Source organism: Pseudonocardia lutea, from assembly GCF_042658055.1.
Lineage (GTDB): Bacteria > Actinomycetota > Actinomycetes > Mycobacteriales > Pseudonocardiaceae > Pseudonocardia > Pseudonocardia lutea.
In genome coordinates this window covers 16,347-41,668 of sequence record NZ_JBHSQK010000007.1, presented here as the reverse complement: position 1 = coordinate 41,668, position 25,322 = coordinate 16,347, and the positions used below count along the sequence as shown (strand labels likewise).

At 75.3% G+C, this 25,322-nt stretch carries 20 protein-coding genes; 8 read left to right on the top strand and 12 right to left on the bottom strand.

Annotated features, from left to right (window positions below; translation table 11 throughout):
- Positions 1-42: 42 nt before the first annotated feature.
- The 3 genes from ACFQH9_RS03155 (at position 43) to ACFQH9_RS03145 (ending at position 4,602) form a co-directional block, all read left to right on the top strand.
- On the top strand, positions 43-1,110 hold the full coding sequence (locus ACFQH9_RS03155) for a LacI family DNA-binding transcriptional regulator (protein WP_379563975.1): 1,068 nt from the start codon (positions 43-45) through the stop codon (positions 1,108-1,110).
- Between the two features lie 51 nt (positions 1,111-1,161).
- On the top strand, positions 1,162-1,926 hold the full coding sequence (locus tag ACFQH9_RS03150; protein ID WP_379563973.1) for a crotonase/enoyl-CoA hydratase family protein: 765 nt from the start codon (positions 1,162-1,164) through the stop codon (positions 1,924-1,926).
- A 165-nt stretch (positions 1,927-2,091) separates the two neighbouring features.
- Positions 2,092-4,602 (top strand): ATP-dependent Clp protease ATP-binding subunit, encoded by a 2,511-nt coding sequence (locus ACFQH9_RS03145; protein WP_379563971.1) that lies wholly within the window; start codon positions 2,092-2,094, stop codon positions 4,600-4,602.
- Positions 4,603-4,624: 22 nt separating this feature from the next.
- On the opposite strand, the gene ACFQH9_RS03140 is transcribed toward ACFQH9_RS03145, so the two are convergent.
- The 6 genes from ACFQH9_RS03140 to ACFQH9_RS03115 form a co-directional block, all read right to left on the bottom strand.
- A complete protein-coding gene (locus tag ACFQH9_RS03140; protein WP_379563969.1) occupies positions 4,625-5,938 on the bottom strand; it encodes an MFS transporter in 1,314 nt (437 codons plus the stop codon).
- On the bottom strand, positions 5,935-6,294 hold the full coding sequence (locus ACFQH9_RS03135) for a hypothetical protein (protein ID WP_379563967.1): 360 nt from the start codon (positions 6,292-6,294) through the stop codon (positions 5,935-5,937). Before ACFQH9_RS03135 ends, ACFQH9_RS03140 begins: the two co-directional genes overlap by 4 nt.
- A gap of 38 nt (positions 6,295-6,332) precedes the next feature.
- Positions 6,333-7,751, bottom strand: a complete 1,419-nt coding sequence (locus ACFQH9_RS03130) for an MFS transporter (protein WP_379563965.1) — start codon at positions 7,749-7,751, stop codon at positions 6,333-6,335.
- A 1,317-nt stretch (positions 7,752-9,068) separates the two neighbouring features.
- On the bottom strand, positions 9,069-9,854 hold the full coding sequence (locus ACFQH9_RS03125; protein WP_379563963.1) for a VOC family protein: 786 nt from the start codon (positions 9,852-9,854) through the stop codon (positions 9,069-9,071).
- A 139-nt stretch (positions 9,855-9,993) separates the two neighbouring features.
- Entirely contained in the window at positions 9,994-11,016 is a 1,023-nt protein-coding gene (locus ACFQH9_RS03120) for a DNA polymerase IV (RefSeq protein WP_379563961.1), read from the bottom strand.
- Positions 11,013-11,591 (bottom strand): hypothetical protein, encoded by a 579-nt coding sequence (locus ACFQH9_RS03115; RefSeq protein ID WP_379563959.1) that lies wholly within the window; start codon positions 11,589-11,591, stop codon positions 11,013-11,015. Before ACFQH9_RS03115 ends, ACFQH9_RS03120 begins: the two co-directional genes overlap by 4 nt.
- 235 nt (positions 11,592-11,826) lie before the next feature.
- Here ACFQH9_RS03115 and ACFQH9_RS03110 point away from each other — a divergent pair, with 235 nt between their 5' ends.
- The 4 genes from ACFQH9_RS03110 (at position 11,827) to ACFQH9_RS03095 (ending at position 14,829) form a co-directional block, all read left to right on the top strand.
- Positions 11,827-12,405, top strand: coding sequence for a hypothetical protein (locus ACFQH9_RS03110; RefSeq protein ID WP_379563957.1), 579 nt, complete (start codon positions 11,827-11,829; stop codon positions 12,403-12,405).
- A gap of 150 nt (positions 12,406-12,555) precedes the next feature.
- Positions 12,556-12,867, top strand: coding sequence for a hypothetical protein (locus ACFQH9_RS03105; RefSeq protein WP_379563955.1), 312 nt, complete (start codon positions 12,556-12,558; stop codon positions 12,865-12,867).
- 58 nt (positions 12,868-12,925) lie between these two features.
- Positions 12,926-13,648, top strand: a complete 723-nt coding sequence (locus ACFQH9_RS03100; RefSeq protein WP_465269511.1) for a GntR family transcriptional regulator — start codon at positions 12,926-12,928, stop codon at positions 13,646-13,648.
- Positions 13,645-14,829 (top strand): MFS transporter, encoded by a 1,185-nt coding sequence (locus tag ACFQH9_RS03095; protein WP_379563953.1) that lies wholly within the window; start codon positions 13,645-13,647, stop codon positions 14,827-14,829. The genes ACFQH9_RS03100 and ACFQH9_RS03095 overlap by 4 nt, the downstream gene beginning before the upstream one ends.
- A 41-nt stretch (positions 14,830-14,870) precedes the next feature.
- Here ACFQH9_RS03095 and ACFQH9_RS03090 read toward each other — a convergent pair whose 3' ends face one another.
- The 4 genes from ACFQH9_RS03090 to ACFQH9_RS03075 form a co-directional block, all read right to left on the bottom strand.
- A complete protein-coding gene (locus tag ACFQH9_RS03090; protein WP_379563951.1) occupies positions 14,871-16,535 on the bottom strand; it encodes a hypothetical protein in 1,665 nt (554 codons plus the stop codon).
- Positions 16,536-16,673: 138 nt separating this feature from the next.
- Positions 16,674-18,476, bottom strand: a complete 1,803-nt coding sequence (locus ACFQH9_RS03085; RefSeq protein WP_379563949.1) for a BCCT family transporter — start codon at positions 18,474-18,476, stop codon at positions 16,674-16,676.
- 213 nt (positions 18,477-18,689) lie between these two features.
- Positions 18,690-20,015 carry a serine hydrolase domain-containing protein gene (locus ACFQH9_RS03080; RefSeq protein WP_379563947.1) on the bottom strand — a complete coding sequence of 442 codons (1,326 nt, stop codon included), beginning with the start codon at positions 20,013-20,015 and terminating at the stop codon, positions 18,690-18,692.
- A 75-nt stretch (positions 20,016-20,090) separates the two neighbouring features.
- Positions 20,091-20,594 carry an Lrp/AsnC family transcriptional regulator gene (locus tag ACFQH9_RS03075; protein WP_379563945.1) on the bottom strand — a complete coding sequence of 168 codons (504 nt, stop codon included), beginning with the start codon at positions 20,592-20,594 and terminating at the stop codon, positions 20,091-20,093.
- Between the two features lie 127 nt (positions 20,595-20,721).
- Between ACFQH9_RS03075 and ACFQH9_RS03070 the strand changes: the two genes are divergently transcribed.
- Complete coding sequence (locus tag ACFQH9_RS03070; RefSeq protein WP_379563943.1) at positions 20,722-23,202, top strand: transketolase-like TK C-terminal-containing protein; 2,481 nt, start codon at positions 20,722-20,724, stop codon at positions 23,200-23,202.
- A gap of 38 nt (positions 23,203-23,240) precedes the next feature.
- Here ACFQH9_RS03070 and ACFQH9_RS03065 read toward each other — a convergent pair whose 3' ends face one another.
- Positions 23,241-24,056, bottom strand: a complete 816-nt coding sequence (locus ACFQH9_RS03065; protein ID WP_379563941.1) for a PP2C family protein-serine/threonine phosphatase — start codon at positions 24,054-24,056, stop codon at positions 23,241-23,243.
- 193 nt (positions 24,057-24,249) lie between these two features.
- On the bottom strand, positions 24,250-25,188 hold the full coding sequence (locus ACFQH9_RS03060) for a proteasome assembly chaperone family protein (protein ID WP_379563939.1): 939 nt from the start codon (positions 25,186-25,188) through the stop codon (positions 24,250-24,252).
- Positions 25,189-25,322 lie beyond the last annotated feature (134 nt).

The following is a 25,322-nucleotide window of genomic DNA, read 5'->3' as shown; positions in this document are numbered from 1 at the left end:
ACCCGCGGTAGCGTGACGGCGCTGCCATCCCGGGAGGGGCGTGTGGGGACCCGCGAGACCGGCCGGCCGACCCTCGAGACGGTCGCCGCGCGGGCCGGCGTGTCGAAGTCGCTGGTCTCGCTCGTGCTGCGGGACTCCCCGAAGGTCAGCCCGGCCCGGCGGGAGGCGGTGCTCGCCGCGATCGCCGAGCTGGGCTACCGGCCCAACGCCGCGGCCCGGCGGCTGGCCGAGCGCCGCTCGCACAGCGTCGGCGTGCTGCTCAACGACCTGCACCAGCCGTGGTTCGCCGACGTGCTCGACGGTGTCGGGCCGGTGCTGCACGCCGAGGGCAAGCACATGTTGCTCGGCGACGGCCGGCTCGACCGGATGATGGACGACACGCTGACCTGGTCGTTCCTCGAGCTCGGGGTGGACGGGCTGATCGTCGCCGGGTCCGGGCCGCCGTCGGCCGCGCTGGTCGACGTGGCCCGCCGGATCCCGACCGTCGCCGTGGGCGGGCGGGACCTGGAGCGGGACGCGGACCTGCCGACCGTCGACGTCGTGGCGTACGACGACCGCGCCGGCGCGGCCCTCGCCGTCGGGCACCTCGCCGACCTCGGGCACCGCCGCATCGCACACCTCGCCGGTCCCCCCGGCAGCGCGGGACGCGACCGGACGCAGGGGTACGAGGAGGCGATGCGGGCCGTGGGGCTGGGCGCCGAGATCCGGATCGCCGCCGGCGACGTGAGCGAGGAGAGCGCCCGGCACGCCGCGCTGGAGCTGCTGCGGGGCCCGGAGCGGCCCACCGCCGTGTTCGCCTACAACGACATGGTCGCGATGGGCGTCTCCTCGGCGGCCGTCGAGCTGGGGCTGCGCGTCCCCGCCGACCTCTCGCTCGTCGGGTTCGACAACTCCGGCCTGGCCCGGCTCCGCGCGGTGTGGCTCACCAGCGTCGACGGCGCGGGCGAGCGGATCGGCGCGCAGGCCGCGCGGATGCTGCTGACGCGGATGACCGAGCCCGCGCGGGCCCGGGACGTCCGGCTCGTCGCGCCGACCCTCGAGGTCCGCGGGTCGACGGGCCCGCCCACGGGGTGTCCGGGGCCCCCGGCGCCAACTAGGGTGTTCTTGTAGAGCGTTCGTTCAGTTCGGGCGACGCAGGGCGAGAGCGCAGTGGGAGGAAACGTGTCGGACGAGGTCCTCGTCGAGCGCCGCGGTGCGGTGCAGGTCATCACGATCAACCGGCCGGAGGCGAAGAACGCGCTGAACCTCGGCGTGGCGCAGGGGATCGCGGCGGCCGTCGACGAGCTCGACGCGTCGGACGAGCTGCGGGTCGGCGTGCTCACCGGTGCCGGCGGCGTGTTCTCCGCGGGCATGGACCTGAAGGCGTTCCTGCGCGGGGAGAGCCCGTCGATCGAGGGCCGGGGGCTGTGCGGGATCACCCAGGCCCCGCCGCGCAAGCCGCTGATCGGTGCCGTGGAGGGGTGGGCGCTGGCCGGTGGCTTCGAGCTGCTGCTGGCCTGCGACCTGGTCGTCGCCGCGCGGACCGCGCGGTTCGGGGTGCCCGAGGTGAAGCGCTCGCTGGTCGCCGCGGGCGGCGCGGCGCTGCACCTGCCGCGGCGGCTGCCGCCGGCGATCGCGCTGGAGCTGCTGCTCACCGGCGACCCGATCTCCGCCGAGCGGGCCGCCGAGGTGGGCCTGGTGAACCGGGTGACGGAGGAGGGCGGGGCCCTCGACGGGGCGGTCGCGCTGGGCGAGACGATCGCCGCGAACGGCCCGCTGGCCGTGGCCGCCACCAAGGAGGTCGCCCGGCAGACCGTCGACTGGACGCTCGCGGACATGTGGGCGAAGCAGGAGCCGATCATCCGCCCGGTGTTCTCCTCGGAGGACGCCAAGGAGGGCGCCACGGCCTTCGCCGAGAAGCGCGCGCCGGTGTGGAAGGGCCGCTGATCAAGCCCTGACCAGGGACCTGACCGACCGCGCCCCCGCTCGCTCCTCGTGGGCGGGGGCGCCGTCCGTGCCGCCGGCCGGGGGTGGCGGGGCCACGGGGTCGGTTTCGCGGGAGGCCCGACGGGAACACCCACCCGTCGGACACCCGTCGAGAGGAGACTCCCCGTGACCGGCTTCTTCGGGCCCGGATCAGGCTTCCCGGGCATGGGCCCCGGCGATCCGCGCGGCCCCGTGCACCGGATCGACCTGACCCGCCTCATGAGCCAGGGCGCGAAGGAGATCATGGCCGCTGCGGCGCAGGAGGCGATGGACCGCGGCGACCCCGATCTCGACGCCACGCACATGCTGCTGGCCAGCACCCGGTTCGAGCCCACCCGCAAGTGGCTCGCGCGGGCCGGGGCGGACCCCGACACCGTCGCCCGGGCGCTGGAGGAGGGGCTGCCGCGCGGCGAGGAGACCGGCCGGCCACCCGCGCTCACCCCCGCCGCGAAGCGCGCGCTGCTCGACGGCCACCAGATCTCGCGGTCCCTCGGGTCCACCTACATCGGGCCCGAGCACCTGCTGCTTGCGCTCGCCGCGAACGAGGAGTCCGCGGCCGGGCGGCTGCTCGCCGAGGCCCGGTTCGCGCCGAACGCCCCGGGGCAGGCGCGCCCGGGCACGCCCGCCCCGGAGGCGCCCACCAGCTCGGCGACGCCGACGCTCGACCAGTACGGCCAGGACCTCACCGAGGCCGCCCGCAGCGGCCGGCTCGACCCGGTGATCGGCCGGGCCGACGAGATCGAGCAGACCATCGAGGTCCTCTCGCGGCGGACCAAGAACAACCCCGTGCTGATCGGCGAGGCCGGCGTCGGCAAGACCGCGGTCGTCGAGGGCATCGCCCAGCGGATCGCCGACGGCGAGGTCCCCGACACGCTGCAGGGGCGCCGCGTCGTCCAGCTCGAGCTGGCCGGGATCGTCGCCGGCACCCGCTACCGCGGCGACTTCGAGGAGCGGATGCGCTCGGTCATCGAGGAGATCCGGGCGAACTCCAAGGAGCTGATCGTCTTCATCGACGAGCTCCACACGATGGTCGGCGCCGGGTCCGGCGGCGGGGGCGAGGGCGGCGGCTCGATGGACGCCGGCAACCTCCTCAAGCCGGCGCTGGCCCGCGGCGAGCTGCACGTCATCGGCGCCACCACGCTGGACGAGTACCGCCGTCACATCGAGTCCGACGCCGCGCTGGCCCGCCGGTTCCAGGCCGTGTACGTGCCGGAGCCCTCGGTCGAGGACACCTACGGCATCCTCTGCGGGCTGCGCGACCGGTACGAGGCACACCACCAGGTCCGCTACACCGAGGAGGCGCTGCGGGGCGCCGCGGAGCTCTCCGACCGCTACATCACGGACCGGTTCCTGCCGGACAAGGCGATCGACCTGGTCGACCAGGCCGGCGCCCGGGTCCGGCTGCGCACCCGCACCCCGAGCGTCGACCGCCGGGACCTGGAGCAGCGCCTCGAGCAGCTGACCCGGGACAAGGACCAGGCCGTCGCCGACGAGCAGTTCGAGCGGGCCGTCGAGCTGCGCGACGAGATCGCCGAGCTCCGTACCCAGCTCGCCGCCAGCCGGGGGAGCGGCCCGGGCGGCGTGCCCGAGGTCGGCATCGCGGACATCGCCGAGGTCATCTCCCGGTCGACGGGCATCCCGGTCGCGCAGCTCACCGAGTCCGAGCGCGAGCGGCTGCTGCGCCTGGAGGACGAGCTGCACCAGCGCGTCGTCGGGCAGGAGGAGGCCGTGCACGCGGTCGCCGAGGCGATCCGCCGCTCGCGCACCGGGCTGGGCGACCCCGACCGGCCCGTCGGCAGCTTCCTGTTCCTCGGACCGACCGGCGTCGGCAAGACCGAGCTCGCCAAGGCGCTCGCGGTGGCGCTGTTCGGCGAGGAGGACCGCATGATCCGGCTCGACATGAGCGAGTACGGCGAGCGGCACACCGTCGCCCGGATGGTCGGTGCGCCCCCCGGCTACGTCGGCTACGGCGAGTCGGGCGAGCTCACCGAGGCCGTCCGCCGCCGCCCCTACTCGGTGCTGCTGCTCGACGAGCTGGAGAAGGCGCACCCGGACGTCTTCAACACGCTGCTGCAGGTCCTCGACGACGGCCGGCTCACGGACGGCCAGGGCCGCACCGTCGACTTCCGCAACACCGTGATCATCATGACCTCGAACGTCGGGTCGGAGCTGATCACCAGCCGCGGCGCGACCCTGGGCTTCGGCTCCACCGCCGAGCGGAGCTCGGACAACCCGGAGGACGCGGTGCTGCGGGAACGGTTGATGCCGCGGCTGCGGGAGGTCTTCCGGCCGGAGTTCCTCAACCGGATCGACGAGACCATCGTCTTCCGCCGCCTCGAGCCCGCGCAGCTCGAGGAGATCACCGGGCACCTGCTGCACGAGGTGGAGGAACGGCTGTCCGAGCGGCACATCGCCCTCGACGTCGACGCCGAGGCCGTGCGCTGGCTCTCCGAGCACGGCTACCAGCCGGAGTTCGGTGCGCGGCCGCTGCGCCGCACCATCCGCCGCGAGCTGGAGAACCGGCTCGCCGGGCTGCTCCTCGCCTCGGAGATCGACGAGGGCGCCCGGGTGCACGTGGGGGTCAAGGACGACGAGCTCGACCTCGCCATCGAGAAGGAGCCGCAGCCGACGGGGTGACCCCGGCGAACGGCACTCCCGCTCACGCCTCGTGAGCGAGAGTGCCGTTCGCTCCGTGTCCGTCTGTTCCGTGTCCGTCTGTTCCGTGTCCGTCTGTTCCGTGTCCGTCTCCGTGTCCGACCGCTCCGGGGCGGCGGGCATAGCGGGCGATCAGCAGCGGGGCGGCCACGGCCAGCACCGTGGCGGCGACGAGCGTGACCCGGAAGACCGCGGGGAAGGCGCCGGCGTCGGCCGCCGGGCCGGCCACGGCGGTACCGGCCGCGCTGCCGAGGAACAGGGTCGCGGCGAACAGCGCGATCGTCGTCGCGCGCTCCTGCGGCACCACCGAGGTCGCCCAGTTCTGCAGCGTCGAGTGGAGGAAGGCCCAGGCGCCCCCGAGCAGCAGGCCGCCCACCACCGTCGTCGGCAGCGTGACGGCCGCCGCCGGGATCCCCCAGCCCGCGACCAGCAGGACGCCGCCGACCGTGGCGAGCGTCGTCGTCGAGAGCCGGCCGACGAGCGGGCGCACCGAGCGCGAGAAGAGGACGACGCCCACGCCGTAGCCGGCCGCCGCGATGCCGGAGACCGTCGGGCTGAAGCCGAGGGACTCGATGGCCGGCGCGACGTAGGTCAGGATGCCGATCACCACGGCGCCCTCGGCGAAGACCAGGACCAGCACGGCGAGCGCCCACCGCTCGCGCAGCACCGTGCCCAGCGCCTGCAGCGGACCGGACGCGACCTTGCGCGGCGGTTCGGGCAGCCGCCGCAGCACCACACCCAGCGCGAGCGCGACGACCGCGGTGACCGCGAGGACGACCCGCCAGCCCGCCCAGTCCCCGAGCGCCCCCGCGCCCGCGGTCGCGACGGCCACGCCGAACGACGTCGCCGCGGCGAGGTCCACCAGCGCCCGCTGCCGGACCGAGGTCGGCCAGGTGTCGCCGACGTAGACCAGGCCCGCCGGGTTGACCGCGCCGAAGCAGCCCCCGGTGACCGTCCGCAGCAGGGCCAGGACCAACACGGACGGCGCGAACGCCGACGCGACGCCCGCGATCCCGGCGATCACGAGGGCGATCCGCATCACGCGGACGAGCCCGATCCGGTCGCCGAGCATGCCCCACAGCGGCTGCAGGAGGCCGTAGGCGAGGAAGTAGGCCGATGCGACGGCCGCGGACTGGGCCAGCGACGCCCCCAGCTCCGCGCCGATCGCGAGCAGCAGCGGCGAGATGGCGAACCGGTCGAGGCTGCTGGTGGCGACCGCGGCCTGCAGCAGGCGCAGCGCGCCGCGGCCGCCCGGCGGCTCGGCCGCGACGTCCACCGCGCCGCGCCGGGCCCCGCCCCCGCTCGTGCTCCTCGTCATGCCAGCCACGAGTACGCGGTTTGCCGCGAGATCCCGAGGGCCTTCGCCATGGGGCTGATCTCCAGGCCCCGCTCGCGGCCGGCGACCAGCAGCCGGCGCTGCTCGGCGCGCAGCTCCTCCATGCGGGCCGCGACCTCCTCCATCTCGGCCAGCAGCGCCCGGGCCTCGTCGCCGGCACCCGCACGGGAGCGGCCGGCGCCGGGGCGGGGAAAGGCGCGGACCTCGTCGGCGGACCAGCGGCGGGGGCCCTCGCCCGGCAGCGGGGCGGGCGCCTGGCCGCGGGAGACGTAGCTCGCCCAGGTCCCGGGCCGCACGCCCCACGCCTCCGCGCACTGCGCGGCCGTCCAGCTCTCCACCTCGACGATCCTAGGTACCGCCCGACCGGGCGCCGACCTCACCAGCGCCCGCGGTGGTTGGGCAGCCGGGCCGCGGCGACCGCCGCCGCCGTCAGCAGCCCCGCCAGCACGACGAAGCAGATCGCGGCCGCCGCACCGGGGTCGTCGGAGGCGGTGACGGCCGCGGTCGTCACCGAGACCGCCGCGATCCCGCCGATCTGCCGGAACATGATCCGCAGCCCCGACACGGCCGTGACGTCGTCGCGCACCAGGTGCATCCCGGCGTTGTTCGCCGCCGGGCCCGCGAGGCCCATCCCGAGCCCGGTGACGGCCGCGGCGGCGGTCAGCCACACGGCCGGGGAGACCCCGGCGGGCGGCAGGGCGCCCAGGACCAGGCCGGCGACGATCCCGCCCAGTCCGACCAGCAGCAGCGGCCGGTGCCCCACGCGGCGCAGCAGGGCCACGGACACCCCCGAAGAGGCGATCGTGCCGATCGCCCGGGCGGTCAGCAGGACGCCGGCGGCCAGCGGGAGGAGGGCGTAGCGGACCTGGGCGTACAGCGGCAGGAGCGCCGAGAACCCGATGATCGCCGCGCCGAACAGCACGTTGGTCGTGTTCATGATCCCCAGGCCGGCGCCGCAGAGCAGCCGGGCCGGCACGACCGCGTCGGCGTGCCGGCGCGCGTGCCGCAGGAAGAACCAGCCCGCCACGAGGGCCAGCGCCCCGGCCACGGTGACGCCGACGGGACCCGCGACGCCGTCGCCGATCGAACCGACCCGGGTGATCGCGACCATCGCCGCCAGCAGCGCGACGGTCAGGAGCGCGATGCCGGCGACGTCGACGCGCTCGGACCGGGCCCGCGGCGGGTCCTGGATCAGGAGCGCCCCGGCGACCACGAGCACCGTGCCGATCGGCAGGTTGACCAGGAAGATCCCGCGCCAGGACCAGACGGTGAGGATCAGGCCGCCGACGAGCGGGCCCACGATCGCGCCGATCGGGAACACGCTGGTGAACAGGGCCAACGCCCGATCGCGGTCCCGGCCGAACGCGTGCGCGACGATGCCGTTGGCCGCGGGCAGCATCAGCCCGCCCGCCAGGCCCTGCACGAACCGGCAGGTGATCAGCTGGCCGATGTCGGTGGTCGCGGCGCAGGCGCAGGACACCGCCGTGAAGGTGGCGACGGCCCACAGGAACACCCGCCGCCGCCCGAACTGCTCGCCGAGCCGCCCGCCCAGTGGCAGGGCGAGGATCTGGCCGACGGCGTAGATCGTGACCGTCCAGCTCGTCCACGCGAGGCTGGCGCCCAGGTCGCGCTCGAGGGTCGTCAGCGCCGTCGCGACCGACGTCTGGTCCAGCGAGAACATCAGCAGGGCCACCCCGACCACCGCGAACACCGCGCGACGGCGGGGGAGCGGGCTGAGATCGGGCCCGTCCGCGACCGGGAGATGTCGGGGCCTGCCGCGGACGGTTTCGGACACGAGGGCGCCACCTGCCTTCCCGGGAGTTACCGGGCACAGTAGTTTGCTTGACGCAAGCAAAGCAAGCGGGAGGGGCGGGCGCGCGTCCCGCACTCCCCGCCAACCGGAACCCGTCCGGTGCGACCTGCACGCTGGGGGGCACGGCACACCTGCTCGGCGCGGCACACCTGCTCGGCGCGGCACACCTGCGCGGAGCGAGGCACACCTGTTCGGAGCGGGGCACACCTGTTCGGAGCGGGGCACACCCGCTCGGACCGCTGGCACACCCCCGAGGTTGCTCGCACATCTCGTCGACGGGGTGTGGGACGCGTCGTCGGGTGTGAGGACCGGACCGGACCAGGGCCGGTGCCGCCGATCGCCGCGCCGACCCGGCATCCCTCGACCCGCCGCCCCGACCCACCCGATCATGCGCGACACACCCGCTCGGGCTCGCTGGCACACCCCCGAGGTTGCTCGCACATCTCGTGGACGGGGTGTGCGAGGCATGGTCGGGTGTGCGGCCGGGCCGGGCGGGTGCCGCCAATCGCCGGGCCGACCCGGCATCCCTCGACCCGCCGCCCCGACCCACCCGATCATGCGCGACACACCCGCTCGGGCTGGCTGGCACACCCCCAAGGCCGCTCGCACACCTCGTCGACGGGGTGTGCGAGGCATGGTCGGGTGTGCGGCCGGGCCGGGCGGGTGCCGCCGATCGCCACGGCGACCCGGAACCCGCTCACTCCTGCGCCGACGCACCCGATCAGGCGCGGCACACCCGCCCGGGCCCGTCGGCACACCACCGCGGCCGCTCGCACACCTCGTCGACGGGGTGTGCGAGGCATGGTCGGGTGTGCGGCCGGGCCGGGCGGGTGCCGCCGATCGCCACGGCGACCCGGAACCCGCTCACTCCTGCGCCGACGCACCCGATCAGGCGCGGCACACCCGCCCGGGCCCGTCGGCACACCACCGCGGCCGCTCGCACACCTCGTCGACGGGGTGTGCGACGCGTCGTCGGGTGTGCGGACCGGACCCGGGCCGGTGCCGCCGATCGCCACGGCGACCCCGGAACCCGCTCACTCGCGCGCCGACACACCCGATGAGGCGCGGCACAGGCCGTCGACGAGGTGTGGGACCGACCTGCCCGATGTGTCGCCGGGGAAGAACGGGTGTGCCGTCGCCTGGAACCGTGTCCGAGGGACCTGCCGGGTGTGCCGCCCGGCAGGAGCCGCCCGGCACGAGCGGATGGGCACGCCCGCAGGACGGCTGCCGCACTTGGAAGCCGGCGTGCGAGCGCCTCGGCCGGGCATCCGTTCCGCACGAGCGGGTGTGCGAGCGCGTTCAGCCCTGGTTGCTCTCCGTCGTCTCCTGGTGCAGCGCGAAGGGGGCGCCGAAGGGGTCCGTGAGTACCGCCATCCGCCCGAACGGCGTGTCCTGCGCGGCCATCATCACGGTCCCACCGCGTTCGCCCGCCGCGGCGACGGACGCGTCGACCGACTCGACGCCGAAGTAGACGAGCCAGTGGCTCGGGGTGCCCTCGGGCGCCCCCATCGTGCCGCCCATCCCGCCGAGCGGCTCCTCGCCGAGCCCGAAGGTGCCGTAATCCTCGAGCGGCAGGCCCGGTACCTCGGCGTACGTGTAGCCGAACAGCCCCCGGTAGAACTCGCGGCCGCGCTCGACGTCGGTCAGCCGCGCGTCCTCCCACACCAGCGAGCCGGGCTGGTTGAACACCTCGATCCCGACCTGCCCGGCCGCCTGCCAGAGCCCGAACACGCCGCCGGTCGCGTCCGTGCACACGGCCATCCGGCCGGTGTCCGGGATGTCCATCGGCCCGGCGAGCACCGATCCGCCGCCGTCCGTGACGAGCTTGGCGGTGGCGTCGACGTCGTCCGTGGCGAGGTAGAGGGTCCAGAAGCTGGGCTGGCCCTCCTGCATCACCGGCCCGATGCCCGCCGCGGCCCGGCCCTCGGTCTGGCAGAGGGTGAAGTGGCCGTACTCCTCGCCGGTGTCGGCGAAGGACCAGCCGATCACGGCGCCGTAGAAGTCGAGCGCCCCCGGCAGGTCCGGCACGGCGATGTCCGCCCAGCAGGGCGCGCCGTTCGGCCACGGGGTGTCGGTGAAGGGCATGGCGTTCTCCTCCGGGTGCAGCGGTGCCGGTGCGCAGCGGAGCCTCCCACCGGGCACCGACGGTTCCGCGGACCCGTGCGCCGAGCGGTCGTCCAGGGGGCGGGCATCGGCGCTGCCCCTGCCGGCGTGACCGGCCCACTCACTCCACGAACTCGGCCCGCACCCCCAGCAGCCGCACCGCCCGGTCCTGCGGGAACCAGCCCGCGACCTCGAGTGCGGCGGCCTCGAGCACCGCGGGGTCGCGGGTCGGGGCGGGGAGGGTGGTGCTGCGGGTCCGGGTGAGGAAGGGGGCGTAGCGCACCTTGACCCCCACCCGGGCGACGTCGCGGCCCTCGGCGGTCACGTCCTCGGCGACCCGGGCGGACAGGGCGGACACCTCCGCGAGCACGGCGGTCCAGTCCTCGAGGTTGGCGGGGAAGGTCGTCTCGCGGCTGCGCGAGCGCGGGACGTAGGGCGAGGCCTCCATCTCGGTGCGGCCCATGCCGCGGCCGAGCGAGACGTAGTAGGGCCCCATCCGCGGGCCGAGCCGCTCGCCGACGGCGGTGGGGGAGGCCTCGGCGAGCTGGACGACGGTGTGGATGCCCAGGTCGGCGAGCTTGCGGGCGGTCTTCGTGCCGATGCCGTGCAGGGCCTCGGTGGGCTCCCCGCCGAGCGTCGCGAACCAGTTGTGCACGGTGATCCGGTGGACGCCGCCGGGCTTGGCGAAGCCGGTGGCCATCTTGGCGCGCAGCGTGTTGTCGCCGATCCCGACCGCGCAGGAAAGGCCGGTGCGGGCGCGCACCTCGGCCTGGATCTCCCGGGCCAGCGCCTCCGGCCCCTCGCCGTCCCACTGCAGGAAGGCCTCGTCCCAGCCGATCACCTCGACGACCACGGGGAACCCCCGCAGGACCGCCATGACCTCCTCCGACGCCGCCTCGTAGGCGGGGTTGTCGGCGGGGAGGAAGACGGCGTCGGGACACTTCCGCGCGGCCAGCCGCATCGGCATCCCGGAGTGCACACCGAACTCCCGCGCCTCGTAGGAGGCGGTCGCCACCACCGTGCGCGCCGCCGGGTCGCCGTTCCCGCCGACGATCACCGGGCGCCCGGCCAGCTCGGGGTGCCGCCGCTGCTCGACGGCGGCCAGGAACTGGTCCAGGTCGACGTGCAGCACCCAGCGGCTCACCCCGCGAGTGTGCCCGTCCCGGACGGACGCGCGCGGGGGGCCGGGGAGGTGCGCCGGTCGGGCCCGGCGACCACCGCCCCGCGCCCGGGCGTCGCCGCGGCGTGCAGGGCGGCCGCGACCAGCCGCAGGGTCGGCCGGTCGACGCAGGTCGCGAGCAGCTCGGCCTGCTCGACCGCGTCGGGACAGGTGGGGGACGCGGCCGCGTGGGCCCGGGTCACCGCGTCGAGGTCGACGAGCGGCTCGCCGGGCAGCGGGCGCACCGGGCGGGGCACCCCGAGCGCCACGGTGAGCAGCCGGAACGTCCCGAACCCGACGACGTGGAGCCCGCTCGGCAGCGGGTCCTCGCCGGGGTCCGCGGACCGGCCCCACCGCGCGACGGCCAGGACCCCACCGTCGGCGACGGCCCAGGCGTCGATCGCGGGGGCGTGCGGCTCCCGCGTCCAGGCCGTCGCCACGGTCTGCGCGGCCAGCCACTCACGGACGCGGGCGCGGCCGGCCGCGGACACCTCGAAGACGGTCGGGGCGAGCGAGGATCGACCGAACAGCGCAGTCCACGTGCCTGCTCTCGCCGTCATGGCACCTCCCCCGAGTGGCAGAGCATAGGGGCGGCGCGAGGCTCCCTGCAGCGCTGTGCACCGATCCGGGCACGCACCGTCGTCATGCAGGCGAGCGAGATACTACGCACTGTGATCGAAGTCGGGGAACGACACGATCGTGGGACACCGCCGGCCGCCGGTAACGGGGCAGGATGGCCCCCACGATCCGGGAAACGACGAGCGTTCCGCTGGCGACGGACAGTTGGAGGACGAGATGAGCGGCGAGCAGGAGCACGGCACCCCGGGGGAGACCGGCGGGGCCGAGGGCGTGCGGCCGTTCCTCCCGGGCCCGGTCCCGTCGCCGTCCGACCTGGCCAAGGTCCGCCGGCTCACCCCGCGTCCCCGGGTCTCGCCGGAGGCGGGGGAGCGCGAGCCGCTCGAGCCGCGGGGCCCGGTCCGCGACCCGGACCGCGCCCGGATCCTGCTGCGCTACGCGCGGCTGATGAGCACCGGCCGTCCCGTCTTCTGCAAGCCGAGCCGCGCGGAGCTCGCCGGCACCGCGCCGCGCCGGCAGGGCGTCGGGGCGGACGGCAAGGTGATCTACCCGGACCGGGAGTCCGCCGAGGCGGCCGCGCGGGAGCTGGAGGAGCTCGGCGCCCGCGCCCAGCGGGCGTACGTCTGCAAGCGTTCGCGGCACGGGCACTACCACCTCACGACCGATCTCGTGCGGGAGCGGCAGCGCACCGCCGGGACGGTCGAGGTCCCCGCGCAGGCCAGGGAGAGCCCGCTCGACCCACGGACCGCGGCGGCGCTCGCCGCCATCCCGCGGCAGCGGGACCGCCGCTCCGCCTGAAACCGCCCACCCGGCGCCGAAGCTCGGTCCCCCGAGTCGGGGCGGGTTTGCGTTTCGCCTTCCGGGCGACCCGGACCTCGGCTACCGTCGCGTGTGTCGGCGATCACAGCGTGATCGTCGCCACCCGTCCACCACCGGGGAGGACCGCCCGTGAACCCGTACCGCCTGCAGGAGCGTCTCGACTCCGTGCCCGACTCGCTCGACGCCGGCCAGCGGGCCCGCCTCGCCGCCCACCGCAGCGCCGTCGAGGAGTGCCGCGAACGGATCGGCGAGCTCCGCGGGGAGCTGCGCCGCGCGTTGTCCGGCATCGACGGGCCCCGTCCGACGCTGGAGATCATGACCGAGCTCGACTCCCTCGAGCGCGTGCAGCAGCGCCTGGACTCGCGCCTGTCCGACCTGTGCGACGAGCTGACGGGCCAGGCGCCCGCGGTGCGCTACGGGGACGACGCGCCGTTGGCATGAACCAGTCGTGACGCAGGCATAGATACAAGCTTGCATCCCAGTTGATAGGGTCCGGGGCGTGTCCCCGGTTCCCCCTGCGCCGTCGTCCGGTACCGGCACGGCCTCGGACGCCGCGCCGGGTCCCGCCTCCGACGCCGCTCCCGACGCCCTGCACCACACCCTGCCCGCGGCCGACCGCGCCTACGCCCTGACCAAGGAGCTCGTGCTCACCGGGGAGCTGCCCGGCGGGCACCTGTTCAGCGAGGGCGAGATCGCGGCGCGGCTCGGCGTGAGCCGCACGCCGGTGCGCGAGGCGTTCCTGCGGCTGCAGGCCGAGGACCTGCTCACGCTGATCCCGAAGCGCGGCGCGGTCGTCGTGCCCGTACCGCCCGGGGAGGCCGAGGACGTGCTCGACGCCCGGGAGGCCGTCGAGACCGCCGCGGTCCGTCGCCTGCTGCGCCGGCCCGAGCAGGTCCCGGCGGCGGTCGCCGAGCTGCGGGCCGCGCTGGAGGTCCAGCGCGGGCACGCCGAGCGGGGCGACCTGGCCGGCTTCGCCGAGGCCGACGAGGCGTTCCACCGCACCCTCGTCGCAGCCGGTCGCAACGCGCTGACCATGCGGTTCTACGCGACACTCGCCGACCGTCAGCGCCGGATGAGCGTGCACGCGCTCGGCCCGGTGCCGGAGCAGCTGCCCGTGGTGCTGCGCCAGCACGAGGAGCTCATCGGCATCGTCGAGTCCTGCGACGAGGCCGCGTTCGCCGTCGCGCTGCGCGCACACCTGGACGGGACGCACCGGCGATGAGGCCGCAGAACTCCTGGCGTGCGGCCGCAGCGGCGGTGTTCGCCTGCGGCTGGGGCGGCAACCAGTTCACCCCGCTGCTGGTCATGTACCGCGAGTCCGGCCTGTCGGTCCTCACCGTCGACGCGCTGCTGGGCGCGTACGTCGTCGGGCTCGTGCCCGGGCTGCTGACGGTCGGAGCCCTGACGGTCGGAGCCCTGTCCGAGCGCCACGGGCGCAAGCCGGTGATGGTCGCGGGCACGGTCGCGTCGCTGGTCGCGAGCGTCCTCCTGGCGTTCGGCGGCGTCGGTTGGATCGCGGTGGGCCGGTTCGTGACGGGCGTCGGGGTGGCCGTGGCGATGGCCGTCGGGTCGACGTGGGTCACCGAGCTGTCCGTGCGCGGCGGGGCCGAGCGGGCGACCGGGACCCGGCGCGGCGCGCTCTGGCTCACCCTCGGGTTCGGGCTCGGGGCCGGGACCGCGGGCGTGCTCGCGCAGTGGGCGCCCCTGCCGATGCACCTGCCGTACCTCGTGCACGTGGTGCTCGTCGCGGCCGCTCTCCTCGCGATCGTCCGGCTGCCGGAGACGCGTGCGAACCCGGCCCCGCACGCGACCGGGCGGTTCGCCGGCGCCCGGCACCCGCGGTTCCGCCGGGTGATCACGCCGATGGCGCCGTGGATCTTCGGCTCCGCCGGCGTGGCCTACGCGATCATGCCGCAGCTGGTGGGGGACCGGCTGGGGACGTGGGGGCTGGCCTACTCGACCCTGCTCACCGTGTGCACGCTCGGCGCGGGCGCCCTGGTGCAGCCGCTGGCCAAGCGCCTGGACCGGACGACGAGCGCGCGCGGCGTCGTGGTGTCCATGGTCGTGATGTCGGCGGGCCTGGCGGTGAGCGCGGTCGCGGCCGTCGTGCGGTCGCCGGTGGTGGCGCTGGTCGCGGCCGTGGTGCTCGGTGCCGCCTACGGGATCGCGGTGGTGTCCGGGTTGCTGGAGCTGCAGCGCCTGGCCCGGCCGGAGGAGCTGGCCGCGTCGACCGGGGTCTACTACGCGCTGGCCTATGTCGGGTTCCTGCTGCCGTCGGTCCTCGCCGTGCTCAGCGGGGTGGCGAGCTACCCGGTGCTGCTCGGCTGCCTCGTGCTGGTCGCGCTCGGGGGGACCGCGGTGATCGTGCGGCACTCCCGCCGCCACCTCCCGCTGGCGGCGTAGCTCGCGACTCGCGGTGCCGGAGCTCGCGACTCGCGGTGCGGTCAGGAGGGGAGCAGCTCGTCCGAGAGGGTGTCGGGGCGGTCGTCGTAGCGGTCCCGGTCCCGCTCGCCCCGCAGCCGCTTGGCCTCGGCGAGCCCGGCCGGGCCGGTGCGGGCCAGGGCGTGCAGGGCCAGGTCGCGGTGCACCGGGTCGTCCGTGCGGGCGAGGAACCGCTCGATCTCCCGGGTGGCCTCGGCCGGGGTGCGGGCGGCGACCCAGGCGTCGAGCTCGGCCTCCGCGACCGCGCTGCGCACCTCGGACATCCGCACGCAGACGTACTCGAGGTCCTCGTCGGCCAGCTCGCCGGGCAGCGGCGCGTGCAGGCCCTGGTCGATCAGCGTCTCGTGCACCGCCCACAGGCCCATCGGGGTGAGCGAGACGATCGTGGGGTCGGGGTCGTCCCGGCCCGCCAGCTCGACCAGCCCGTCGAGCTCCTCGGCGTCGAGCAGCTCGCCGAGCTCGACCGCCCCGAGCAGCTCCAGCGCGTCGAGCAGGGCCGTGACGTCGCGCCGCCAGAGCCGCTGCTCGGCGTCGCCGGCGAGGTCGTCGACCACGCAGCCGCACTCCTCGTTGACGGCCTCGCGCACCAGCCGGTGGAACAGCTCCACCGGGATCGGCCCGCCGCCGGCGGCGTAGAGCTCCAGCCAGAGGATCGGGAAGGCGTCGGACAGCGACATGCCGAACAGCGAGGGCGCCCCGAACACGTCCGTCCCGCCGAGGTGGTCGCCGATCCGTCCGACGGCCGAGAACACCCGCCGCCACAGCTCGATCGGCCGGTGCAGGTCCTTCGCGGCGCTCTTCACCGGGACGAGCCGGCCGTGCAGGGAGCGCACCAACCGGGCGGCCTTGGCCCAGTGCAGCAGCATCGAGGTCTCGGGCAGGTCGGTGCTGCTGCGCGCGCTGTCCCGGTAGAGCTGGTCGAGGCCCAGCAGGTCGGCGAGGGAGAGCGCGTCGGTGAGGCCGAGCTTGCCGTCCCGGGTGAGCCGGCGGCCGGCGCGCACCCACACGGTGAGCTTGCGCAGCAGGTCGAGCGCGGTGCTCTCCTGCGCGGCGGTGACCATCTCGGCGGCGCTGGGCAGCAGCACCGGGGGCAGCTCGGGTGCGGGTGCGGGGTCCCGCGGGGCCTCCTCCGCGCGCCGGGTGATCTCGGCGAGCGCGGCCCGGTCGATGTCGACCTCGCCGGAGCGGGCGCGGTCGAGGAAGCGCTGCACCGCGCGCGGGTCGGCGGGATCCACCCCGTGCCGGCGCAGCTGGACGCCCCAGAACTTGCCCAGGTCGTAGTTGCGCTCGTCCGCGATGCCGTCGAGCAGCGCGGGCGTGGAGTCGCGCACCTGGGCGTGCAGCTCCGCGCGCGAGGCGGAGCGGTGGTCGAGCAGGTCCGCGTCGGCCAGGAAGTCGATCATCGCGTGGAAGGCCTCGGGGACCTCCTCGGCGTCGAGCACGGTGACGTGCCGCGGGAACCACATGCCGAGCGCGTCGGCGACGTGGGTGCGCGTCCAGCGGCCGAGCCTGCGGTCGAGCGCGTACTTGTAGTCGAACGCGGCGGCGACCAGGAAGACGTCCGCCGAGACCCGGCGCCGGCGGGCCCACGTCAGGAAGGCCTCCAGCAACCGGTCCCGGGCTCCGGCGTATCCCTGGTCGTCACCGGGGGCGAACACGAGACGCATCGAGATCCACCTTCTCAGCCCGGCGGCGGCGGACGGGACGGGGGGTCGGGGGATCCACCACGGGGAGGTGCGGTAGGGGCCGGCACACGCGACAGGGCCCCCGACACGGCGGCCGGGGGCCCTGGGGGAGGGGAGCGGTCAGCCCTTGCGCGGCGGCTGCGGCTCGCCCGGCAGGACGGTGCGCCCGCCGTGCTGACGCGCCTCCTCGGCGCCGTCGGCCATGCTCATCGGCTTCACGTTGAGGATGAAGTCGCCGTCGTGCGCCGCCATGCCGTAGTCGACGGCCTGTTCGACGGCCTCGGCGGCCTTGTTCTCCCGTCGGATCAGCGGGTCGTGGCGCAGGTCCTTGTACAGCGACACGCACAGCAGCACCATGACGATCACGAACGGCAGCGCCATGATGATCGTGATGTTCTGGATGCCGGACAGCGCGTCCGAGCCGCCGACCAGCAGCATGATCGCGGCGATCGCCCCCATGACGGCACCCCAGAAGATCACGATCCCGCGGCCGGGCTCGATCGAGCCCCGCTGCGAGATCGTGCCCATGACGACCGACGCCGCGTCCGCGCCGGAGACGAAGAAGATCGCCACCAGCAGCATCGCCACCACGGACAGGACCACGCCCGCCGGGTAGGACTGCAGCAGGCCGAACAGCTGGCCCTCGGTGCTCGCCGAGGCGAGGTCGTTGCCCGCCTGCTGCTCGGAGATCGCGGCCCCGCCGAAGATCGCGAACCAGACCAGCGACACCACGCTCGGGATGAGGATGACACCCGCGATGAACTGCCGGATCGTGCGGCCGCGGCTGATGCGGGCGATGAACATGCCGACGAACGGGGTCCAGGAGATCCACCAGGCCCAGTAGAAGACCGTCCAGCTCTGCAGCCATTCGGCGGTCTCGGGGCCGTCGGCGCCGGTGCGGGCGGCCATCGAGGCGAGGTCGGCGAGGTAGTGGCCGACGGCGCCGGGCAGCAGGTTGAGGATCAGCACGGTCGGGCCGACGACGAACACGAAGAACGCCAGGATCGCGGCGAGCACCATGTTGATGTTGCTCAGCCACTGGATGCCCTTGGCCACGCCGCTGACCGCGGAGGCGATGAACGCCACGGTCAGCACCACGATGATCCCGACGAGCAGGCCGGTGCCCGGGTTGCTCATCCAGCCGGTCGCCCGGAGGCCGCCGCCGATCTGCAGGGCGCCGAGGCCGAGCGAGGCGGCCGAGCCGAACAGCGTCGCGAAGATCGCGAAGATGTCGATGGCCTTGCCGAGCCCGCCCTCGGTGCGCCGGGTGCCCAGCAGCGGGGCGAACGCGGCGGAGATCAGCTGGCTGCGGCCCTTGCGGAAGGTGCCGTAGGCGATCGCGAGCCCGACGACGGCGTAGATCGACCACGGGTGCAGGGTCCAGTGGAACAGTGCGGTCGACATGGCGGCGTCGAGCGCCTGGGGGCTGCCGGGCGCGGCGCCGCTCCCGGGCGGGGGCGAGGTGAAGAAGGACAGCGGCTCGGCCGCACCCCAGAACATGAGGCCGATGCCCATGCCCGCGGAGAACATCATCGCGACCCACGAGGAGGTCCGGAACTCCGGGCCCTCGTCGTCCCGGCCGAGCGGGATCTTGCCGTAGCGGCTCGCGGCCAGCCAGATCGCGAACACCACGAACCCGCTGGCGGCCAGGATGAAGAACCACCCGCCGCCGCTCATGATCCCGCCGAGCACCGCGCTCGCGACGCTCGACAGGTTGTCCGTCGCCGCGATGCCCCAGACGATGAATGCGACGACGAGGGCCGCGGAGACGCCGAAGACGACCTTGTCGGTCGGCTTGCGCCGTTCCGCCGCACCGCCGCCCTCCGGCACCGGGGAGGTGCCCGAGGGCGACGTGCCCGACGCACCGTCCTCCGGGTCCGGGCCGGTGGCGGAGCCGCCGGTGGTGGGTTCCTTCACTGTCATGCGTGGTGTTCCCGCCGGAGCGGGGTCCCCCTCACCTGAGTCGGTCCGGTCCATGTGCGTCCGTCACCATCGATCCCCGGACGGGCGGAGTCAACCGTCCCGTCGCTTCTCGTTCCGTCTGGCGCTGCCCGTTGCGCAACGCGCGTACCTGCGTGAACGCCGCGCCGAACCGGGCGGACGGACACGGCTGTGACGCGGATCGTTACCCGAACGTCATGGCATAAACCACCCGCGGGCGTCCACACCGCCCGGGACGGGCGCCGCCGGGTCGTAGGGGGTCCGGGTGAAGACGAAGGTCGCCAGGCTCAGGGAGACCGGGTCGAGTCGCAGCGTCTCGCCCGCGAAGTACCCGTCGAGCCCGACCCAGGTGCCGTCCTCCCGCGGCCGGAACCGGGAGGACCTGCCCGGCCGGCCGAGACCGCCGAGGTGCAGCAGCCCGCCCGGCACCGCCCGCAGCACGTACGGCGAGGGACCCCAGTACCAGGGCCCGAGCAGCTCCGCGGGCACCGGCGACGGCGCGGGGGACCAGGCCTCGACGACCGTCGGCTCGGCCGCGCGCAGGTCGGTCAGCAGCCGGGCGGGGAGGGCGCCGTCGAGCCCGGAGGTGACGTTGGCGAGCGCGAGCGCGGCGGTGCCCTCCTCGCGGTCGGCCCACAACCCCGCGAGGAAGCCGGGCATCGAGCCGCCGTGCCCGACGAGCGTGCGGTCCTCGTGCCGCTGCACCTGGACCCCCAGCCCGTACGACGACCAGGTCGGGCCCGAGAAGTCCACGCCGGCCGGGATCGTCATCTCCTCCACGGTGGCGGGGGAGAGGACGTCGCCGGGGTCGCCGAGCAGGAACGCGCCGAGCCGCGCGAGGTCCTCGGCCGTGGACCACAGCTGCCCGGCCGCGGCCATCACGCCCGCGTGGTGCTCGGGTTCGGCCAGCACCTCGTCCGACCACGGGTGCACGGCGTAGCCCTGCGCGGCCCGGCCCTCGGGGCGCGGGGTGGTCCGGCGCATGCCGAGCGGAAGCAGCACCTCGTCCCGGGCCACGTCCTCCCAGGCGCGCCCGCGCACGCGCGCGACCAGCTCGCCGAGCAGCCCGAAGCCGAGGTTGGAGTAGTGGAACCGGCGCCCGCCGGGCAGGACCCGGTGCTCCCCGGCCAGCCCGAGGTCGTCCAGACCGCCGCCGGGCGTGCGCTCCCACCAGGACCCGGGGCTCTCCGAGGTCGCGCCGGCGGTGTGCGAGAGCAGCTGGGTGAGGGTCCGGTCGCCGAGCGGGGTGCCGGGCACGTGCTTCTCGAGCGGGTCGTCGAGGTCGAGCAGGCCCTCGTCGCGCAGCCGCAGCACGGTGATCGCGCAGACCGTCTTGGAGATCGAGCCGAGCCGGTACTGGACGTCCGCGTGCGGCTCCTCGACGGCGCCCCGGCCGACGGACCAGGCCAGCGCGCCGTCGCGGACCACGCCGGCGACGAGGGACGGGCAGCGTCCGTCGCGCTGCGCCCGGGCGACGCGGGCGAGCAGGGTGCGTTCGGTCGACGGCAGCAGGGAGCTCATGGTCGGACGCTAGCGAAAGGCGGCGGACCGCCACGCACGAGCGGCTCACGTCGACCGAGCGGACGCGCCGCTCGCTCATCGGGTCCCGGTGGCGAGGCGTTCGACCAGCGCCGTGACCCGGTGGTCCACCAGCCGCCGCATGACGAGCGCGGTCGTGGTCCGCTCCACGCCGTCGATCGCGAGCAGCAGCCCGGCGATGCGGTAGAGGTCGTCGGCGTCCCGCGCGACGGCCTGCACCAGCAGGTCGCCCTCGCCCGTCATGCCGAGGACCTCGATGACCTCCGGGACCGCGGCGAGCGCGTCGGCCACCGGGTCGAGCTTGCGCTGCACCACCGTGACGGTCACGTACGCGGTGAGGGGGTAGCCGAGGGCGGCCGGGTCGATCCGCCGCTCGACGCTGCCCAGCACCCCGCTCTCCTCGAGCCGGGTGAGCCGGGCCTGCACGGTGTTGCGGGACAGCCCGGCGCGCTCGGCGAGCGCCAGGGCGGTGCCGCGCGGGTTCTCGGCGAGGGCGAGCAGCAGCCGGGCGTCGATGGCGTCGATCGGGGCCGGCCTGTCGCCGCCCTCGGCCCTGTGCATCCTGCCCGCCTCCTCCGCCTGCCGGGCTGCGGTGGTGTGCAGGTTGCACGCACTGCAGCCCCCGACTTGTGCAGCGAGCGTATCGGTGGTGCGCTCGTCGGGCAGCATGCACGAGAGGAGCCCACCGATGACCGCCGTCTCCGACTCCCGACCCGCCGGCACCGACCGGCTCGCGGTACTGGGGGAGATCGAGCAGCGGGTGCGCTGGCTCTCCTCCGCGATCATCGACCACGCCAACCGCGTCCGACCCAACCCGACGGGGCTGAAGGTGGGCGGGCACCAGGCGTCGTCGGCGTCGATGACCACGCTGATGACCGCGCTGTGGTTCGAGCACCTGCGCCCCGGCGACCGGGTCTCGGTGAAGCCGCACGCCTCCCCGGTGCTGCACGCGATCATCGACCACGCCAACCGCGTCCGACCCAACCCGACGGGGCTGAAGGTGGGCGGGCACCAGGCGTCGTCGGCGTCGATGACCACGCTGATGACCGCGCTGTGGTTCGAGCACCTGCGCCCCGGCGACCGGGTCTCGGTGAAGCCGCACGCCTCCCCGGTGCTGCACGCGATCAACTACCTGCTCGGCGAGCTCGACGAGGAGTACCTGGCCACGCTGCGGGCCTTCGGCGGGCTGCAGAGCTACCCGTCGCGGTCGAAGGACCCCGACCCGGTCGACTACTCGACGGGCTCGGTCGGGATCGGCGCCACCGCCCCGATCTGGGGCGCCCTGGCCCGCCGGTACATCACCACGCTCGGCGAGCAGGCCGGCGCCGGGCGGCAGTACTCGCTGGTCGGCGACGCGGAGCTGGACGAGGGCGCGGTCTGGGAGGCGATCCTGGACCCGATGGTCGCCGAGCTGGGCGAGGTCGTGTGGATCGTCGACCTGAACCGGCAGAGCCTGGACCGGGTGGTGCCGAACATCGGGGCGCCGCGCCTGCAGGGCATGTTCGCCGCGGCAGGCTGGCAGGTCCTCACGGTCAAGTACGGGCGGCTGCTGCACGAGCTGTTCGAACGGCCCGGGGGAGAGGCGCTGCGGCGCCGGATCGACGCGATGACCAACCCGGAGTACCAGCGGCTGCTCCGCTGCACGCCGGCCCAGCTGCGCGAGCGGCTGCCGGACTCGCCGGAGCTGGCGCGGCTCGTCGCCACCCTGGACGACGCCACGCTGCACGCCGCGATCCGCAACCTCGGCGGGCACGACCTGCAGGCCGTGGGGGACGCGTTCGCGCAGATCGACGACAGCCGCCCGACCGTCGTGTTCGCCTACACGGTCAAGGGCTTCGGGCTGGCCAGCGAGGGGCACCCGCAGAACCACTCGTCGCTGCTGTCGGCCGCGCAGATCGCCGAGCTGGCGGAGCGCTCGGGGATGTCGCTCGACGCCCCCTGGCAGCGCTTCGCGCCGGACACCCCGGCGGGCCGGGTGTGCGCGGAGACCGCGGCGCGGCTGCAGCGCGACCCGGTGCAGGGGGTGGAGGCTCCGGCGCTGCCCACCGACATCGGCCGTACGCCCTCGGGCCGGGCGACCACGCAGGCCGCGCTGGGCCGAGCGTTGCTCGACCTCACCCGGGAGGCGCCCGAGGCGGCCCGGCGGGTGGTCACCCTGTGTCCGGACGTGTCCTCGTCGACCAACCTCGGCGGCTGGGTGAACAAGGTCGGGGTCTGGTCACCGGCGGAACGCAAGGACTGGTTCGACGACGACCCGGAGACGATCCTGCACTGGCGGGAGAAGCCGACGGGCCAGCACATCGAGCTGGGCATCGCCGAGGGCAACCTGGTCGGGGCGCTGGGCGAGCTCGGCGCCACCTGGAGCCGGTGGGGCCAGCCGCTGCTGCCGATCGGGGTGCTCTACGACCCGTTCGTCGAGCGGGCGCTGGAGCCGTGGTCGTTCGGGATCTACGCGGGCGGGCAGTCGATCCTGGTCGGCACCCCCTCCGGGGTCTCGCTCGCGCCGGAGGGCGGCGCGCACCAGTCGATCACCACGCCGTCGGTGGGGCTGGAGCAGCCCGGCTGCGTCACCTACGAGCCGGCCTTCGCGATCGACGTCGAATGGACCCTGCTGGCCTCGCTCGCGCGGCTCGGCCGCCCGGACGGGACCAGCGCCTACCTGCGGCTCTCCACCCGGCCGGTCGACCAGTCGCTGGCCGCGGTGCCCACCGACCCGGCCGCCCGGGAGCGGCGGCGCCGACAGGTCGTCGCGGGAGCGTATCCGCTGCGGACCAGCGCGGAGCCGGCCGTCACGATCGCCGCGATGGGGGCGATGGTGCCCGAGGCGCTGGCCGCGGCCGAGCGGCTGGAGTCACTGGGCACGCCGGTCGACGTCGTCGTGGTCACCAGCCCGGGGCTGCTGTTCGACGCCGTGCAGGCCCGGGCCGGGCGGGGGAGCGCGGACACCTGGATCCTCGACGCCGCCTTCCCGGCGCGGCGCGCCACGCCGCTGGTGACCCTGCTCGACGGGCACCCGCACACGCTGGCCTTCCTCGCCGGGATCAACCAGGTGCGCGCCACCCACCTCGGCGTGACGCGGTTCGGGCAGTCCGGGGACCTGGAGAGCGTGTACCGCTACCACGGCATCGACGCCGACAGCGTCGTCGCCGCGGCGCTGGACCTGCTGTAGGTGCGGCCGGCCCCGCCCGGGACGGGGGGCGGGTGGGGTCAGGACGCGATCCACTCCGCGGGGAGCGGGACGACGGCCGCGGTCGCGTTGTCCGGCGAGCCTGCGGCGAGGGCGGCGTCGACGAGCTCGCGCGCGGCCCGGGCGGGTGCCCCGGCCCGGCGGACGAGGAAGGCGATGGTCTCCTCGTCGACGGCGCGGTGCACGCCGTCGCTGACCAGCACCAGCGTGCCCGGCCCGGCCGGCCCGCGGACGTGGCCGAGGACCGCGGGGTCGGCGCTGCCGACCGTCGTCATCACGACGTTCTCCCAGGCCGGGAGCACGTCCTCGCCGGTCCTGCCGCGGTCGCGGAGCCACTGCGCGACCGTGTGGTCGTGGGTCAGCCGCTCGACGCCGCGGTCGGTGACGAGCAGGGCGCGGCAGTCGCCGACCCAGGACACCGTCCAGCCGCCTCCGGGCAGCCCGGCCGCGACGACCATCACCGCGTCGTCCGCCGCGGGCTCGAGGCGGACCGCGTCGCGCGCGGCGAGCAGCGCCTCCCGCGACCCCGCTCCCGGGGCGACGGCGGTGGCCACGTCGGCGGCGGTCCGCGCGGCCAGCGCGGCGGACGGCGAGTCGCCGACCCCGTCCGCGACCGCGATCGCGAGGTCGGCGCCCGCGCCCTGCACCGCGGTGGCGTCGGCGGCGACGTGGCGCAGGCCGCGCACCGAGGCCGACCCGGCGGGTCCGCGGTCCTGCCGGACCGGTGCCGGCCGCAGCGGCTGGGTGTCCGACGGGGTACGGGGCGCGGGAGGCTCGCCGGCCGCGGGGCGGGCCAGGCGGTCCGTCGGCCGCCCGGGGATCGTCGCCTGGGTCATGCGGGCACCTCCCGAGGTAGGGGGCGCGGGGCGGGCCGTGAGGGGGGATTTCCGGCCGGCGCCACCGCGCCGCACCACCGAGAGTCCGCCCCGAACCTGTGGTCCGCCTGTGCGTGGCCTGAGGTGAGCGCGTGACCCGGGGGCCGTGCGCCCTCAGCCGCACTCGGCCGCGCTCGGCCGTGCTCAGCGGCTCTCAGCGGCCGGGGTCGCCGCCCTCGCCGAAGCCGCCCTCCTTGTCGTCGCCCTGGTCGGCGAGGAAGCGCTCGACCTCGGCGGCCAGCTCGTCGGCGCTGGGCAGGTCCCCGCCGAGCCCGCCGGAGCCACGCTCGCGCCCGGCCGCGACGGCGTCGTACTGCTTCTCCAGCGCCTCGACGACCTCGGCGACCTCGGCCGACCCCGCCACCTGCTCGGCGATCTCCGCGTCGGTCCGCTCCGCGGCCTTCGTCAGCTCCTCGGTCGACAGGTACAGCCCGGTGGCGACGGCGGTGTGGTCCAGTAGCGTGCGCGCGGCCTGCGGGTACTCCGCCCGGGCCAGGTAGTGCGGCACGTGCACCGCGAAGCCCATCGCGTCGATGCCCGCCTCGCCGAGCCGGTACTCGAGCAGCGCCGCGGCGCTGCCCGGGACCTGCGCCTCGGCGAACCAGGGCTCGTGGCCCTCGACGAGCTCCTTGCGCGAGGCGTGCGCGGTCACCCCGATCGGGCGGGTGTGCGGCACGGCCATCGGGATGCCCTGCAGGGTCACCACCAGCCGGATGCCGAGCCGGCGCACGAGCTGCTCCAGCGCGGCGACGAACCGCTCCCACTGGGTGTCCGGCTCCGGGCCGGCCAGCAGCAGGAACTCGGCGTCGGCGGCGTCGGTGAGGGCGACGACGTCGAGCACCGGGGGCTCGTAGGCCACCCACCGGTCGGTGTCGAAGGTCAGCGGCGGGCGGCGCGAGCGGTAGTCGACGAGCTGGTCGACGTCGAAGGAGGCGAGCGTGCGCGGCTCCTTGCCCTCGCGCAGCGCCTCGACCGCGAGCCGCCCCGCGCCGCCGGCGTCGACGAACCCGTCGAGCACCACCAGCAGCACCGACCCGTCGGGGTTGGCGGTCGCGCCCTCCTCGACCCGGTACAGCTCCGCGGGATCCAGCACCTGTCGTACCTCCTCGTCGGCGGCCCTTGCGGGCTCCATCCTCGCGTGCAACGCCAGGCCGTCCGCACAGCATCCCCCCATTCGCGTCCGGTGTGGGCGTGGTGGCCGGTTCCCGTGCGGCCGGTCCCGGAGCG

What these genes read in the sequence shown, in the direction of transcription:
- ACFQH9_RS03140 (WP_379563969.1), bottom strand. Translation starts at nt 5,938, where the DNA reads ATGACGAGGAGCACGAGCGGGGGCGGGGCCCGGCGCGGCGCGGTGGAC.
- ACFQH9_RS03125 (WP_379563963.1), bottom strand. Translation starts at nt 9,854, where the DNA reads ATGCCCTTCACCGACACCCCGTGGCCGAACGGCGCGCCCTGCTGGGCG.
- ACFQH9_RS03115 (WP_379563959.1), bottom strand. Translation starts at nt 11,591, where the DNA reads ATGACGGCGAGAGCAGGCACGTGGACTGCGCTGTTCGGTCGATCCTCG.
- ACFQH9_RS03110 (WP_379563957.1), top strand. Translation starts at nt 11,827, where the DNA reads ATGAGCGGCGAGCAGGAGCACGGCACCCCGGGGGAGACCGGCGGGGCC.
- ACFQH9_RS03095 (WP_379563953.1), top strand. Translation starts at nt 13,645, where the DNA reads ATGAGGCCGCAGAACTCCTGGCGTGCGGCCGCAGCGGCGGTGTTCGCC.
- ACFQH9_RS03090 (WP_379563951.1), bottom strand. Translation starts at nt 16,535, where the DNA reads ATGCGTCTCGTGTTCGCCCCCGGTGACGACCAGGGATACGCCGGAGCC.
- ACFQH9_RS03085 (WP_379563949.1), bottom strand. Translation starts at nt 18,476, where the DNA reads ATGACAGTGAAGGAACCCACCACCGGCGGCTCCGCCACCGGCCCGGAC.
- ACFQH9_RS03080 (WP_379563947.1), bottom strand. Translation starts at nt 20,015, where the DNA reads ATGAGCTCCCTGCTGCCGTCGACCGAACGCACCCTGCTCGCCCGCGTC.
- ACFQH9_RS03075 (WP_379563945.1), bottom strand. Translation starts at nt 20,594, where the DNA reads ATGCACAGGGCCGAGGGCGGCGACAGGCCGGCCCCGATCGACGCCATC.
- ACFQH9_RS03070 (WP_379563943.1), top strand. Translation starts at nt 20,722, where the DNA reads ATGACCGCCGTCTCCGACTCCCGACCCGCCGGCACCGACCGGCTCGCG.
- ACFQH9_RS03065 (WP_379563941.1), bottom strand. Translation starts at nt 24,056, where the DNA reads ATGACCCAGGCGACGATCCCCGGGCGGCCGACGGACCGCCTGGCCCGC.